Here is a 15045-nt window from a genome sequence, read left to right as displayed (position 1 = left end):
GAGGAAGCCCCGCGGTGTCGCCACCCCCGCCACCCCCTCCTCCCCTCGGCCGTGGCCGCAAACGCGCGGTCCACGCCTTCGACGCCGCGCTCGACGACACCGAACTCGTCGCCGCGCGCACCTCGTTGGCCCAGGGACGATGGACCGCGGTCCGCGCGCTGCTCGCCGCCACCGGCGACGACTGGGACCGCCGCGGACACCGCGTCACCGTCCTGGCCCAGGAGCCCGCCGCCCTCGCCTGGGCCCGGGACTGGCAGCTCGCGGAACCCGAGTCCGCCGACGCCGCCGTACTCCTCGCCTGCGCCACCGTCGAGCGCGCGCTGCACGGCAAGGACCGCCCGGAGCGGGCCCGTGAGGCCTGCGACGCCGCCGCCGCGCTCGCGCCCGCCGACCCGACCCCCTGGCTCGGCCTGTTGATACTGGAGCGTGCGCGCGGCAGCGAGGGCGACGTGGTCCGGCTCTTCGACGAGGTGCGCCACCGCTACCCCGAGCACCACCACGCCCACCACCTGATGGTCGCCCGGCTCGCCGAGCGCCGCGCCGAGGCCGGCCAGGACCCCCTCCACGAGGTCTACGACTTCGCGAACTGGGCGGCCGAACAGGCGCCCGCCGACTCTCCGCTCGCGATGCTGCCCGTCGTCGCGCACGCCGAGCGCTATCGCGTGCTGGCCGGCGCCGGCAGCGAGTCCACCGACCCCGCCGCCTCCGGGCACTGGGTCGGACGCCGGGCCCGCCAGGTGATGAAGGCCGCCTTCGACTGGTGGCTGGAGTGGGAGTGCGAGGACCACCCCCGTCGTCACCTCGACCTCAACTTCCTCGCCCACGCCAAGTTCTGCGAGGGCCGGGGCGCCGAGGCCGCCGCCCTGTTCCACCGCATCGGCCCGCACGCCACCCCGGAGCCGTGGTCCTACCCGGACCGCGACCCGTACCAAGCCTTCCGTGCCGCCCGCGACAGCGCGCTCGGCACGGTGTGACCCCACCCACAAGAAGTCGAGAAACCCGAAAGGACGGCCCCGCGATGACGACGGGCAGTTCGAGCACCTCGAGCAGTTCGAACACGGGTAGACCCGCCACGGCCGGTGGCGCCATCAGTACCTTCAAGGGCCAGGACCGCGCCCTGCACGCGGGCCGGCTCGGCACGGGAGGTCTGCTGCTCTCCGTCCTCGCGGCGACCGCCCCCCTCATGGTGGTCGCGGGTGTCATGCCCACCACATTCGCGGTGATGGGAATCGTCGGACAGCCGCTGCTCTTCGTCATCCTCGGCGTGGTGCTGGTGCTCTTCAGCGTCGGGTACGCCGAGATGAGCCGCCACGTCCACAACGCGGGCGCCTTCTACGCCTACGTCGCCCGCGGTCTCGGCGGCACCGCCGGCGCCGGCGCCGCCGCGGTCGCGCTCGTCGCCTACAGCGCCCTGCAGTTCGGCATCTACGGCGTCTTCGGCTTCGAGGTCTCCGGGCTGTTCGCCACCTACGCCCACGTCGAAGTCGCCTGGTGGATACCCGCGCTGATCGCCGTCCTCGCCGTCGGCGCGCTTTCCTGGCTGAAGATCGACGTCAACGCGCTCGTACTCGGCGTCCTCCTGGTCGTCGAGGTGGCGCTCGTCGTCATCTTCGACATCGCCGCCGTCGCCGACCCCGCCAAGGAGGGCCTCTCCCTGCACGCCTTCAACCCGGACACGCTCACCGGGGCGGGCGTCGGCACCGCGCTGTGCTTCTGCATCGCCGCCTTCACCGGCTTCGAACAGGCACCGGTGTACGCCGAGGAGACCAGCCGCCCGCACATCCTCGTCCCGCGCGTGATGTTCCTGGCGATCGGCTTCGTCGCCGTCTTCTTCGCACTCAGCTCCTGGGCGCTGACCATCGCCGCGGGCCCCTCCGGGATCGTCGGGGCGGCGCAGAAGCAGAGCGCCGGACTGCTGTTCTCCCTCACCGAGTCGCGCCTCGGGGGCGCCTTCACCGACGTCCTGCACGTCCTCTTCGTGACCGGCATGTTCGCGGCGCTGCTCAGCTTCCACAACGTCGTCGCGCGGTACGCCTTCGCCATGGGCCGGGAAGGGCTGCTGCCCTCCGCCTTCGGCCGGACCACCGGCACGAGTGGCGCGCCCGGCACCGGCTCGCTGCTGCAGACCGGCGTCTCCGCGATCGTGTTGATCGCGTTCGCCGTGACCGACGACAAGCCCATCGGCGACCCGACCGCGCCCGTGCTGCACCTGTTCACCTGGGCCGGCAACGTCGGCGCGCTCGGCGTCATCCTGCTGATGGCGGCGGCCTCGCTCTCCGTGATCGTCTTCTTCGCCCGTCGCGGCGCCGCCCGCGCCCAGGCCTGGCGCCTGGCCACCTCGGCGATCGCGGCCGTCGCCCTCCTGGTGATCGCGGGCTACACGGTCAAGGACTTCGACGTCCTGGTCGGCGCCGGTCCCGACTCCGTGCTCAGCTGGCTGCTGCCCGCCCTGATCGCGGCCGCCCTGGTCGTCGGCCTGGCGCAGGGCCTGGTGCTGCGCTCCCGCACACCCGAGGCGCACGCCCGTATCGGCCTGGGCAACGAGGCGTTCCAACTGGACAAGGCGGCGGAGTCCACCCCCTGATGCGGCGCCTCGATCCGGGGCTCCCGTTCTGAGAAGCGTGTGAGAAGTGGTTACGGAATTCTGACGAGCACCCGCTGCCGCTGGCCTCAAGGGGGTCGCGGGTGCTCGTATGGGTGTGTGAACCCTCTACAGTCCCCACGGCGGGGACCGGACCGGCCCCGGGAACGCCCGCCGGAGGACCCGGAAGCCTCCGGCGCGCCCATCGGCCGCCGGCTCCTGCTCGGCACGCTCGGACTCGGCGCCTTCGGCGTGCTGGCCGCGCCCACCCTGCAGCGCGGCCTGGAGTCCCTCTTCGCCGACGACCCCACGGGGCTGACCGGCCTGCTCCCCAACGGCGGCGGTTTCCGCTACTACTCGGTGACCTCCTCGGTCCCGAACAAGGACGCGTCGAACTACCGCCTCACCATCGACGGCCTGGTCGACCACCCCCGCAGCTACACCCTGGCCGACCTCAAGGCCCTGCCGCAGACCCGGATCGTGCACGACGTCCAGTGCGTCACGGGCTGGAGGGTGCCCGGCACCCCCTTCGAAGGCGTACGGCTGTCCCATCTTCTGGACGCCGCCGGAGTCCAGACCAAGGGCCGCGCGATCCGCTTCACCTGCTTCGACGGGGCGTACACCGAGAGCCTCACGCTCCAGCAGGCCCGGCGCCCCGACATCCTGGTGGCCCACCGCATGCAGGACAAGCCACTCGGCCACAACCACGGCGGCCCGGTCCGCCTCTACGTCGCTCCCATGTACTTCTACAAGTCCGCCAAGTGGCTCTCCGGCATCACCGTCACCGAGGACGTCCGTCCCGGGTACTGGGAGGACCGTGGCTACGACGTGGACGCGTGGGTCGGCCGCTCGAACGGACGCGACGATGCACCCACGAGTTGACGACACCCCGACCCTCGCCGCGCCCGCGCCGCGCGTACGGCGCTTCAGCCACGCCGAGCGCTGGGTGCACCGCGTGACCGCCCTGCTGATGGGGATCTGCGTGGCGACGGCGGCGTGCCTGTACCTGCCGATGTTCGCCGAACTCGTCGGCCGCCGTGAGCTGGTGGTCAGGATCCACGAGTGGGCGGGCCTGATGCTCCCGGTACCGGTCCTGGCGGGCCTGGTCTCCCGCGCCTTCCGCGCGGACCTGGGCCGCCTCAACCGCTGGGGCCCGCACGACCGTACGTGGCTGCGCGCGGCGCTACGACGGGACCGGCGCCCTTCGTCCCGACCCGCGGCCAAGTTCAACGCGGGCCAGAAGACCTACGCCGCCTGGATCGCCGGCGCGACCCTGGTCATGCTCGCCACGGGGCTGTTGATGTGGTTCACCCACCTCACCCCCCTGATGTGGCGCACCTCGGCGACCTTCGTCCACGACTGGCTGGCGCTCACGATCGGTGTCGTCCTCGCGGGCCACATCGGCATGGCCCTCGGCGACCCGGAGGCCCGCCGCGGCCTGCGCACGGGCTCGGTGAGCCGTGAGTGGGCGGAGCGCGAGCATCCCCTCTGGCGGCCCTAGGCCGAGTCTGCCGGGGGTCCGCGGCCCCCGGCACACCCCTAGCCCTGCTCGACCTCGAAGTCCAGCAGCACCTTGCACGAGCGGCTGCGGTCCGCGGCCAGGGTGAACGCCGACTCCGCCGCAGCTAGCGGGACCACGGCGCTGACCAGAGAGTCGAAGCGCGGCTCGGCCGCGAGCAGGACCAGCGCGTCGTCGAACTCCGCGTCGAAGCGGAACGCGCCCCGCAGCTCGATCTCCCGGCTCACCACCAGGTTCCCCGCGAAGGGGCTCTGGCCCGGCGGCAGCATGCCGAGCTGGACGACGACCCCGCCGCGCCGCACCAGGCGCAGGCAGGTGTCGAGGCCCGCGGCCACCCCGGACGCCTCGACGGCCACGTCGACCTCCGTCGGCCAGCCGGGATCGGCGGGATCGTCGGCCCGTACCACCGCGTCCGCGCCCGCCGCGACGGCGTACGACAACGCCTGCGGCAGCAGGTCCGTCACGGTCACCCGGGCCGCGCCCGCGGCTTTCGCGGCGGCCACCACGAGGCAGCCGATGGGCCCGGCCCCCGTCACCAGGACATGCCGGTCCTGCACGGCACCTGCCCGGCGGACGGCGTGCAGCGCCACCGACAGCGGCTCTGCGAGCGCCGCCCGCCGCAGCGGGAGCCCTGCGGGCAGTTCCCTCAACTGCCGGGCGGGCACCACCACTTGGGCGGCGAAGGCGCCCTGCACATGTGGGGTGCGCGCCGCGCTGCCCAGGTAGCGGGTGTCCCGGCAGACGTTCGCCCGCCCGTCGGCGCACTCCGGGCACACCCCGCACGGGGTCGCCGGGTGCACCGCCACGGCCGTACCCGGCGTGGGACCGGTGGCCCCGTCGCCGTACGACAGCACCGTCCCCACGACCTCGTGGCCCAGCACCATCGGCTCGCGCAGCCGGAAGTCCCCGACGCCGCCGTGGCGCCAGTAGTGGAGGTCCGACCCGCACACCCCGCCGTACCGGACGGCGACGAGTGCCTCGCCGGGCCCGGTGAAGGGGACCGGCAGTTCGTCGACCCGCAGGTCGCCCTGCCCGTGAATCACACAGCCGAGCATCGTGTCAGGCCCCTTTCACCGCGCGGTCCGCTTCACAGCACACTCGTCATACCGCCGTCGACGTACAGCACCTGCCCGCTCACGAAGTCCGCCGCCGGCGAGGCGAGGAAGAGCACCCCGCCGACCAGGTCCTCCGTACGGCCCCACCGGCCGGCCGGGGTGCGTCGCCGCACCCAGGCGCTGAACTCCTCGTCCTCGACGAGGGGCTGAGTCAGCTCCGTCTCGATGTAACCGGGACCGAGCCCGTTCACCTGCACCCCGTGCTGCCCCCAGTCCGCGCACATGCCCTTGGTGAGCATCTTCAGCGCGCCCTTGGTGGCCGCGTACGGGGCGATGCCCGGACGGACGACCTCGCTCTGCAGCGAACAGATGTTGACGATCTTGCCGTGGCCGCGTTCCGTCATCCGTCGCGCCGCCTCGCGGCCGACCAGGAACGCGCTGGTCAGGTTGGTGTTCAGGATCCGGTGCCAGTCGGTGTCCGTGAACTCCAGGAGCGGGGCCCGCAGTTGCATGCCCGCGTTGTTGACGAGGATGTCGAGCGGGCCCACCCGGTCCTCGACGTCCGCTATTCCGGCGGCCACCGAGGGGCCGTCCGTGACGTCGAAGACCGCGGTGTGGACGTCGCCGGGCAGCTCCGACGCGGCCTTGGTGAGCCGGTCGGCGTCCCGCCCGTTGAGGACGACCGTGCAGCCCGCCTCCAGGAGCCCGCGGGCGAGCGCGAACCCGATGCCCCGGCTGGAGCCGGTGACCAGGGCCCTGCGACCACTGATGTCGAACAGAGGGTGGCTCATCCCCGTACTCCCGTCTCTCATCCTCGGCCCCCTAGATGACCAGCGACAGCAGCAGGACCAGCCCGCCCGCCACCACCGAGATGATCGTCTCCATGACGGACCAGGTCTTGACGGTCTGGCCGACGCTGAGGCCGAAGTACTCCTTGACCAGCCAGAACCCGGCGTCGTTGACATGGCTGAAGAAGAGCGAGCCGGCGCCGATCGCGAGGACCAGGAGGGAGGTGTGGGTGGTGGACATGTCGGCCGCGAGGGGCGCGACCAGGCCGGCCGCCGAGATGGTGGCGACGGTCGCGGAGCCCGTGGCGAGGCGGATGGCCACCGCGATCAGCCAGGCGAGCAGCAGCGCGGGGATCGACCAGTCCTTGGAGATGTCCAGGATCATCTGGCCCACGCCGGAGTCGATCAGGGTCTGCTTGAAGCCGCCGCCCGCGCCCACGATCAGCAGGATGCCCGCGATGGGGGCGAGGGACTTCTCGACGGTCGTCGAGATGCGGTCCTTGGTGAAGCCGGCCGCGCGGCCGAGGGTGAACATGCCCACGATGACGGCGGCGAGCAGGGCGATCAGCGGGGAGCCGACGATGTCGAAGACGCGCTGCACCATGTGGGTCGGGTCGTCCACGATGATGTCGACCAGTGCCTTGGAGAGCATGAGGACGACCGGGAGGAGCATGGTGGCGAGGGTGGCGCCGAAGCCGGGTCGCTTGTCGAGTTCTTCGGAGGCGCGGGTGGGGATCATGCGGTCGGGGGCCGGGACGTCGACCCAGCGGGCCGCGTAGCGGGAGAAGACCGGGCCCGCGATGATCACGGTCGGGATGGCGACCAGGACGCCGAGGGCGAGCGTGATGCCGAGGTTGGCCTTGACCGCGTCGATGGCGACCAGCGGGCCGGGGTGCGGCGGGATCAGGCCGTGCATCACGGACAGACCGGCCAGCGCCGGGATGCCTATGCGCATCAGGGAGTAGTTGCCGCGCTTGGCGACCATCAGCACGACCGGGATCAGCAGCACGATGCCGACCTCGAAGAACAGCGGCAGGCCGATCACCGAGGCGATCAGCACCATGGCCCAGGGCATGGCGCGCCCGCCCGCCTTGGCGAGGATGGTGTCGACGATCTGGTCGGCGCCGCCGGAGTCGGCGAGGAGTTTGCCGAGGATCGCGCCGAGCGCGATCAGGACGCCGACGCCGGCGACGGTGGCGCCGAGGCCGGTGGTGAAACTGGCGATGGTCTTGTCGAGCGGGGCCCCGGCGAAGGCGCCGAGGGCGAGCGAGCCGATGGTCAGGGCCAGGAATGCGTGCAGCTTGAACTGGGTGATGAGCAGGACGATGACGGCGATGCCCGCCAGCACGGCGATGCCCAGCTGAGCATGGCCCGCCGAGGTGATCGGCTCGACGGTGTCCGCTGCCAGCATCTCGACGCTGAGTCTGGTCACGGTGGTCCCTTGCTTGAGAAATGTACGAGGGGAAGGTGTTAGAGCGAGGGCTGGGCAAGCCCCTGGAGTGCGGCCACGGCCCGTTCGGTGATCTCCCCGGGGTCGCCGGAGACGTCCACGGAGACACCCGCCTCGTCCGCTTCCAGCGGCTGGAGGGTGGCGAACTGCGAGTCCAGCAGCGCCGTCGGCATGAAGTGCCCCTGACGGTGCGACATCCGGTCCTCGATGAGCGCGCGGTCACCGGTCAGATGGACGAAGACGACTCCGGGCGCCTCGGCCCGCAGTCGGTCGCGATAGCTGCGCTTGAGCGCCGAACTGCTGACCACTCCGCCGAGCCCGTGCCGGTCGTGCGCCCAACGGCCGATGGCGTCCAGCCACGGCCAGCGGTCGTCGTCCGTCAGCGGGTGCCCGGCCGTCATCTTGGCGATGTTGGCCGGCGGGTGGAAGTCGTCGCCCTCGGCGTACGGAACGCCGAGCCGGGCCGCAAGCAGGGGACCGATGGTGGTCTTGCCGGTACCTGCGACGCCCATGACCACGACGACATGGGGGGTGCTCATCGCTGCCTCACTGTCTACGTCACTGTCGCGTGACTGTCTTCGTCGACATCTGATGTCGACGACACTGAAACTCATTAGGTACGACGAATTCAAGAGTGTGTGACATATAAGTCTGACTTTTTGTTCCAGGGCTCCGCCTCGTACGCTGACCCCATGACCACACGGGGCCGGGGGCTGCACGGACATGTACTGGAATCCCTCGGGCCGGCGATCACGGCGGGCGAGTACCCGCCGGGCAGCGTGCTGCGCACCGACGAGCTCGCGCAGCGCTTCGAGGTGTCACGCTCCGTGATGCGCGAGGCGGTCAGGGTGCTGGAGTCCATGTACCTGGTCGAGTCCCGCCGCCGCGTCGGCGTCACGGTCCGCCCCAAGGCGGAATGGAACGTGTTCGACCCTCAGGTCATCCGCTGGCGGCTGGCCGGCGCCGACCGCCCTCACCAGCTGCGTTCGCTCACCGTGCTGCGCTCCGCCGTCGAACCGATCGCCGCGGGGCTGTCCGCCCGGCACGCCACCGCCGCGCAGTGCGCGGAACTCACCGAGTGCGCCCTCGGCATGGTGGCCAACTCACGCGGCCACAAGCTGGAGGAGTACCTCGTCCACGACATGGCCTTCCACCGGGTGATCCTCAACGCCTCCGGCAACGAGATGTTCGCCCGTCTCGGTGACGTGGTCGCCGAGGTCCTCGCGGGGCGCACCCACCACGAGGTGATGTTCGAGGACCCCGACCCGGCCGCCGTCACCCTGCACGTCCAGGTCGCGGAGGCGGTCCGCGCGGGCGACGCGTCCCGCGCCGAGGAACTCACCCGCCAGATCACGGTCGGCGCGCTCCAGGAACTGGACATCCTCGCGCCGTAGGCGTCCTACCCCAGGAAGTCGCCGTCGACGTACACCCAGGCTCCGTCGACCCGCTCGAACCGGCTCCGCTCGTGCAGCGAACCGCCCCGGTAGGAGGCCCGGAAGGTCACGGTCCCCACGGAGTGGAAGGCCGACCCCTGCCCCGTGTCGAGGATCTCCAGACCCGTCCACCGCATCCCCGGATCGAAGTCGACCCGCGCCGGCCGAGTCCGCGGATGCCAGGTCCGCAGCAGATACCCCTCGTCCTCCTTGACGAAGGCGCAGTACCGCGACCGCATCAGACGCTCCGCGGTCGGCGCGGGCGCCTCACCGCGGTGGAAGCGCCCACAGCACCGCGCGTACGGCTCAGGCAGCCCGCACGGGCAGCTACGACTGGTCATGACCGCCATTCTCTCCCGGCCCCGAGGGGCCTCTCTCCCCGCCCGGAGTCCCCTACGCCGAGTCGGCGCTGGTCGGCGGGTACGTCGGGCGGGCCGGCATCGGCGCGACCGGTACGGCCGGGGTGGGCAGCGGCGGCAGCTTCGCCGTACGCAGCCAGGCCCCGAACAGGTCGTCCAGCGGCTCGGCCGAGTACCGGGCGGCGTGCGCGGTGAACGCCGCCGTGGTGACCGCGCCGCCCCGGTGCAGGGCCGCCCAGCCGCGCAGCATACGGAAGAAGGCGTCGTCGCCCATCGCGCAGCGCAGCGCGTGCAGGGTGAGCCCGCCGCGCTCGTAGAGCCGGTCGTCGAACATCAGCTTGCGGCCCGGGTCGGACAGCACCAGGTCCTTCGGCTGCCCGGACAGCTTGCGGTGCGCGAGAGCGGCCAACTGCTGGGCCGTACGGCCTCCCGACCGCTCCGACCACAGCCACTCGGCGTACTTCGCGAAGCCCTCGTTCAGCCAGATGTGCCGCCAGTCCGCGATGGACACGCTGTTGCCGAACCACTGGTGCGCCAGCTCGTGCGCGACCAGCCGCTCCGAACCCCGCGCCCCGTCCACGTGGTTGGCGCCGAACAGCGACAACCCCTGTGCCTCGACGGGGACATCGAGCTCCTCCTCGGTCACCACGACGGCGTACTCGCCGAACGGATACGGCCCGAAGATCTGCTCGAACAGCTCCATCATCGCGGGCTGCCGCGCGAAGTCCCGGGAGAACGCGGCGAGCAGGTGCGCGGGCAGATGCCCCGTCTGCGGCACGCCGCCGAGCCCGGGGTCGCCGAGCAGCACCGTCTGGTACTTCCCGATCGACAGCCCGACCAGATAGCTGGAGGTCGGCGCCGCCTGCTCGTACACCCAGGTCGTCGTCGACGCCTTCGTCGTGCGGGTGAGCAGCCGGCCGCCCGCCACCACCGAGTACGCCGACGGCGTCGTGATCGAGATCTGGTACGAGGCCTTGTCGGCGGGGCGGTCGTTGCACGGGTACCAGGAGGGAGCGCCGATCGGCTGGCTCGCCACCAAGGCCCCGTCCTCCAGCTCCTCCCAGCCGAGCTCGCCCCAGGGGCTGGGGACCGGCTTGGGGTTGCCCGACCAGTGCACCTCCACGGTGAACGCGGCCCCGGCCCGTATCGGCTTCGGCGGCCGGATGCGCAACCGGCCGCCCCGGTGCGTGTAGTGCGGTGCCTTGCCGTCGACCCGGACCCGGCCGATCCGGAAGTCGGCCAGGTTCAGCTGGAACTCGGTGAGGGGAGCCCGGCCCGCTATGGCGTTGAGCCGCGCGGTGCCCGACAGCCGGTTGGGGCCGGGGCGGTAGTCCAGCGCGAGCTCATACCGGTGGACCCGGTAACGGGGATCACCGTTGGCCGGGAAGTACGGGTCCGAACCCACTGTCTGCTGAACGCTCACGCTTGCGTCTGCTCCCTGCGCTGTGCTCGTACGACGTGCCGGTGCACCGTCCCCGGACGCCGCACGGGCCGCGCCTAGGAACGCCATGCCTCGATCGGGTTGCCCAGCCAGCGGGTGTCGTCGGGGACGGATTCCGCCGCCATGACGAGAGACGCGGGTCCCAGCGTGCTGCGCGCCCCGACTGTGCTGCCGGGAAGGACGATTCCGCCCGGGCCCAGGGTGGCGCCCTCACGGAGGACAACAGTATCCGTCCGCAAGATCCGGTCGTGGAAGAGGTGGGTCTGCAGGACACAGCCCCGATTGACCGTGGTCGCGTCCTCCAGGGTCACCAGGTCCGTCTCGGGTAGCCAGTAACTCTCGATCCATGTGCCCTTGCCGATATGGGCGCCGAGGCCGCGCAGCCACGCCGTCATCAGCGGCGTACCGGGCACGGATCCGGCCAGCCACGGTACGGCGACGACCTCGACGAAGGTGTCGGCCAGCTCGTTGCGCCACACGAAACCGCTCCACAGCGGGTGCTCGCCCGCCCGGTGCCGGCCCACCAGCAGCCACTTCGCCGCGATGGACGTCAGGCAGGCCAGCGCACCGACGCCCAAAAACACGATTCCGGCCAGCAGCGGCGCCCAGACGCCCAGCGCGCTCAGCGCGGCGCCGGTGAGCACCGCCAGCGCCGCCGAGCAGAACACCGGCACGATCCGGCACAGCTCCACGAGGGCCCGCGCCCACAGCAGCCGCGCGGGCGGGTCGTAGGTACGGCTCTGATCGCCGTCCTGCGTCGAGCGCGGCAGCTTCACCGGCGGCAGACCCAGGTACGAGCTGCCCTTCTTCGCCTTCTTCGGGGTCGCCGACAGCACCCCGACCAGCCCGCCGTCCGGCACGCTGCGGCCCGGCGCGGTCATCCCGGAGTTGCCCAGGAAGGCCCGGCGGCCGATCTCGGCACGCCCGATCCGCATCCAGCCGCCGCCCAGCTCGTACGGCGCGGTCAGGGTGTCGTCGGCGAGGAAGGCGCCCTCGCCCACGGTGGTGAGACTCGGCAGCGCGAGGACGGTGGAGACCTCGGCACCCCGGCCGATCTTCATACCGAGCAGCCGCAGCCACACCGGCGTGATCAGCCCGGCGTACAGCGGGAACAGCGTGTCGCGCGAGCGGTCCATCAACTGCGTGACGGTCCAGGCCTGCCAGCCGATCCGGCTGTGCGTCGGGTACGTGCCCTCGCGCAGGCCCAGGCTGAGCAGCCGCACGCCGACCAGGAGCAGCAGCGCGTACGCGAGCCCGAAGGCGAGCGTGGCCGGGACCAGCGCGAGCGCCGCGCCGCGCAGGGCCGCACCGAGCCCGGCGTCCGCGCTCACGAACAGATGAGCCACCAGGAGCGCGGCTACGGCGGAGAGGACAGGCAGTGCGGTCAGGGCGAATCCGGTCGCGCCGTACATCACCCGCCAGTACGTACCCCGGCGCGGACGCTCCTTGGGCCAGGCACGCTTCGCCTTGCCGAGCTTGCCGGCGGGCGCTCCGGCCCAGCGCTGCCCGGTGGGGATCTGCCCGGCGACCGCCGAGCCCGGCGCCACCTCGGCCCGCTTGCCGACGCGCGCGCCCGGGAAGAGGATGCTGCGCGTCCCGACCACCGCACCGGCGCCGACCTTGACCTGCCCGATCTCCAGCCGGTCACCGTCCAGCCAGTACCCCGACAGGTCCACCTCGGACTCGACGGCGGCACCCCGGCCCAGCTTGAGCATGCCGGTCACCGGCGGCAGGGAGTGCAGATCGACGTCCGCGCCGACCTTGGCGCCCAGGGCACGCGCGTACCGCTCCAGCCAGGACCCGGTCAGCGAGGCCGCGCCGCTGAACTCGGCCAGCCGCTCGGCGGTCCACAGCCGCAGATGCACGTTTCCGCCGCGCGGGTAGCGCCCGGGCTTCACCCGGCGCAGCAGCAGCCGTGCCCCGCCCGCCGCGATCGCGAGCCGCCCCGGCGGGCTGTAGAGCACGAGCGCCCCGGCGCCGACGAGCCACCACGGGGCGCTCGGCGCCCAGGGGTAGGGACCGAACCAGTGCAGTACGTTCCCGAGCGCGGCCAGCGCCACGGTCCAGCGCAGCCCCATCAGCGTGAACAGGGGTATCAGCAGGAACAGTTGGGCCACCTTGGCGCGCAGCGGCACCGGGGCGATCACCCGATCGCCGCCGTCGCCTTGCGCGGACTTCTCCAGGTGCCGGGCCAGCTTGCGCAGGACGGGCTGCTGGTAGATGTCGAGCACGGCGGCGCTGGGGTAGCGGGTGCGCAGCCGGGTGGTGAGCTGGGCGGCGGCGAGGCTGCCACCGCCGATCGCGAAGAAGTCGTCGGACCCGCTGCCGACCGGGATGCCGAGGACCTCGCTCCACTGCTCGGCGAGCCAGGCCTCGGTGCCGTAGAGCTGTTCCTTCGCACCGCCGGTCTCCAGGCCCTCCAGGGGCCAGGGAAGCGCGTTGCGGTCCACCTTGCCCGAGGTACGGGTCGGCAGGTCCGCGACCTGGGCGAGCAGCGGAACGAGGGCCGCGGGCAGTTCGGCGCGCAGCTTCTGGACGGCGGCGGCGTGGTCCCAGCCGTCCTGGGTGACGACATAGCCGACGAGCAGCTGGTTGCCGCTGCGAGCGGTCCGGACGGCGGCGGCGGCGCCCGCCACCCCGGGGAGCGCCTGGAGCGCCGTGTCGACCTCGCCGAGTTCGATGCGGCGCCCGCCCAGCTTGATCTGCTCGTCGGCCCGCCCGAGGAAAATCAGCCCCTCCGGCTCGGCCTTGACGAGATCACCACTGCGGTACGCCCGCTCCCAGCCGAGCGACTTGAGCGGCGCGTACTTCTCCGCGTCCTTCTCGGCGTCGAGATACCGGGCGAGACCGACCCCGCCGATCACCAGCTGGCCGCTGCCGCCCATGGCCACGGGCTCGCCGGCCTCGTCGACCACGGCCAGCTCCCAGCCGTTCAGCGGCAGCCCGATCCGGATCGGCTCCTCGCCGGTCATGAGGGAGGCACAGGCGACGACGGTCGCCTCGGTGGGCCCGTAGGTGTTCCACACCTCGCGGCCCTCGGTCACCAGCCGCTGGACCAGCTCGGGCGGGCAGGCCTCACCGCCGAAGATGAGCAGCCGTACGTCGGCCAGGGCCTCGGGCTCCCAGAGCGCGGCGAGCGTCGGCACGGTCGAGACGACGCTGATCTCCTGATCGACGAGCCAGGGCCCCAGGTCGGCGCCGCTGCGCACCTGGGAGCGCGGCACGGGCACCAGGCAGGCGCCGTAGCGCCAGGCCAGCCACATCTCCTCGCAAGAGGCGTCGAAGGCGACGGACAGGCCCGCCATGACCCGGTCGCCGGGCCCGATCGGGTCCTCGGTGAGGAACAGCTCCGCCTCGGCGTCGACGAACGCGGCGGCGCTGCGGTGACTGACGGCCACGCCCTTGGGCTTGCCCGTGGACCCGGAGGTGAAGATGATCCAGGCGTCGTGCTCCGCACCGGGCCGCGCGGCGGGCACCTCGGAGGTGCCGTTGACGGTCAGCCGGTGCCCGGCCCCGATGACGGCCCGCACCTCCGCCTCGCCGAAGACCAGCTCGGCCCGCTCGTCGGGGTCCTCGGCGTCCACCGGCACATAGGCCGCGCCTGCGGCCAGTACGGCGAGGATGGCTAGGTACAGCTCGTTGGTGCCGGAGGGGACGCGGACGCCGACCCGGTCGCCGAGGCCCACCCCGACGTCGCTCAGCCGCCGCCGCAGGGCCTCGACCTCGACGGCCAGGGCGCGGTAGGTGAGGACCCGGTGGCCGTCGTCGAGGGCGGGCTCGTCGGGGTGGGCCCGGACCGTGGCGTCGAGGATGTCGACCAGCGTGCGCGGCGAGGCGGCGACGGAGGCGGAGAAGCGCGCCGGGTCGCCGAACTCCGCGCGCACCTCCTCGTCGAACAGCGCGAGTGCGGGGCCTTGCTCGAGGGCTGCCATCGGGTCCTCACGTGTCGTTCCCGGAGCGTCCGGGGAGCCGGTGGGCCCGCAGGTATGCCTGGGGATATTCCGGTCCAGCTCCAAACAAGCCTTGAATTTTAGTACGACGCTAGTCCCGCACCTGGTCATCAGCCATGCGAGGAGGCCGTACGAGGGCACCGGAACCGCTGATTCCGGTGTGGTGACGGTGCTCTGACATGGGGGTATGTCATCCTGACGAGATCTGTCCCACATCTGTGCGTAACGCGGCGAACACGACGAGTTGGGGGCCCCGATGCAGACAACGAGTGAGGGCCGCGACCTGATGGTCGCGGCCCTCACTCCTCTGTGTGTCCGAGGGGGGACTTGAACCCCCACGCCCGATAAAGGGCACTAGCACCTCAAGCTAGCGCGTCTGCCATTCCGCCACCCGGACAAGGTGTTTGTCGCGCGGGGTTTCCCTCGCGGCGACAGAGGAAACATTACCAGGCTTTCGAGGGCCCCCGGT

12 protein-coding genes and 1 tRNA gene are annotated in these 15045 nt (G+C 72.0%); 5 read left to right on the top strand and 8 right to left on the bottom strand.

Annotated elements, in window-relative coordinates; all coding sequences use genetic code 11:
- Window positions 1-14 precede the first annotated feature (14 nt).
- From AAFF41_RS12260 to AAFF41_RS12245, 4 genes are all read left to right on the top strand, one after another.
- Window positions 15-974 (top strand): hypothetical protein, encoded by a 960-nt coding sequence (locus AAFF41_RS12260; protein WP_319744806.1) that lies wholly within the window; start codon window positions 15-17, stop codon window positions 972-974.
- Window positions 975-1018: 44 nt separating this feature from the next.
- Window positions 1019-2584, top strand: coding sequence for an APC family permease (locus AAFF41_RS12255; protein WP_319744808.1), 1566 nt, complete (start codon window positions 1019-1021; stop codon window positions 2582-2584).
- A 117-nt stretch (window positions 2585-2701) separates the two neighbouring features.
- Window positions 2702-3463 (top strand): molybdopterin-dependent oxidoreductase, encoded by a 762-nt coding sequence (locus AAFF41_RS12250; RefSeq protein WP_425526121.1) that lies wholly within the window; start codon window positions 2702-2704, stop codon window positions 3461-3463.
- Window positions 3447-4082, top strand: a complete 636-nt coding sequence (locus AAFF41_RS12245; protein WP_054231115.1) for a cytochrome b/b6 domain-containing protein — start codon at window positions 3447-3449, stop codon at window positions 4080-4082. The genes AAFF41_RS12250 and AAFF41_RS12245 overlap by 17 nt, the downstream gene beginning before the upstream one ends.
- Window positions 4083-4120: 38 nt before the next feature.
- Here AAFF41_RS12245 and AAFF41_RS12240 read toward each other — a convergent pair whose 3' ends face one another.
- The 4 genes from AAFF41_RS12240 to AAFF41_RS12225 are packed head-to-tail and all read right to left on the bottom strand — an operon-like array spanning window position 4121 to window position 7932.
- Window positions 4121-5155, bottom strand: coding sequence for an L-idonate 5-dehydrogenase (locus AAFF41_RS12240; RefSeq protein ID WP_319744810.1), 1035 nt, complete (start codon window positions 5153-5155; stop codon window positions 4121-4123).
- A gap of 32 nt (window positions 5156-5187) precedes the next feature.
- The gene (locus AAFF41_RS12235; RefSeq protein WP_343323950.1) at window positions 5188-5946 is read right to left on the bottom strand and encodes an SDR family oxidoreductase; all 759 of its coding nucleotides are present in this window, start codon (window positions 5944-5946) and stop codon (window positions 5188-5190) included.
- Window positions 5947-5977: 31 nt separating this feature from the next.
- Window positions 5978-7375 (bottom strand): GntT/GntP/DsdX family permease, encoded by a 1398-nt coding sequence (locus tag AAFF41_RS12230; RefSeq protein ID WP_319744812.1) that lies wholly within the window; start codon window positions 7373-7375, stop codon window positions 5978-5980.
- A 38-nt stretch (window positions 7376-7413) separates the two neighbouring features.
- The gene (locus AAFF41_RS12225) at window positions 7414-7932 is read right to left on the bottom strand and encodes a gluconokinase (protein WP_054231119.1); all 519 of its coding nucleotides are present in this window, start codon (window positions 7930-7932) and stop codon (window positions 7414-7416) included.
- Window positions 7933-8085: 153 nt separating this feature from the next.
- On the opposite strand from AAFF41_RS12225, the gene AAFF41_RS12220 reads away from it, so the two are divergent.
- Entirely contained in the window at window positions 8086-8787 is a 702-nt protein-coding gene (locus AAFF41_RS12220; RefSeq protein ID WP_060902270.1) for a FadR/GntR family transcriptional regulator, read from the top strand.
- Between the two features lie 5 nt (window positions 8788-8792).
- Here the strand turns inward: AAFF41_RS12220 and AAFF41_RS12215 are convergent, their stop codons facing one another.
- From AAFF41_RS12215 to AAFF41_RS12200, 4 genes are all read right to left on the bottom strand, one after another.
- A complete protein-coding gene (locus AAFF41_RS12215; protein ID WP_159055199.1) occupies window positions 8793-9167 on the bottom strand; it encodes a YchJ family protein in 375 nt (124 codons plus the stop codon).
- Window positions 9168-9219: 52 nt separating this feature from the next.
- Window positions 9220-10608, bottom strand: coding sequence for a M1 family metallopeptidase (locus AAFF41_RS12210; RefSeq protein WP_319744814.1), 1389 nt, complete (start codon window positions 10606-10608; stop codon window positions 9220-9222).
- A 74-nt stretch (window positions 10609-10682) separates the two neighbouring features.
- On the bottom strand, window positions 10683-14558 hold the full coding sequence (locus tag AAFF41_RS12205) for a Pls/PosA family non-ribosomal peptide synthetase (protein ID WP_319744816.1): 3876 nt from the start codon (window positions 14556-14558) through the stop codon (window positions 10683-10685).
- Between the two features lie 330 nt (window positions 14559-14888).
- Window positions 14889-14973: transfer RNA gene (locus AAFF41_RS12200), tRNA-Leu, on the bottom strand.
- Window positions 14974-15045 lie beyond the last annotated feature (72 nt).

It is taken from the genome of Streptomyces mirabilis, assembly GCF_039503195.1.
In the GTDB taxonomy this organism is placed as follows: domain Bacteria; phylum Actinomycetota; class Actinomycetes; order Streptomycetales; family Streptomycetaceae; genus Streptomyces; species Streptomyces mirabilis_D.
Note: the sequence above shows the minus strand (reverse complement) of the source record. Positions and strands in the feature narration are given on the sequence as shown.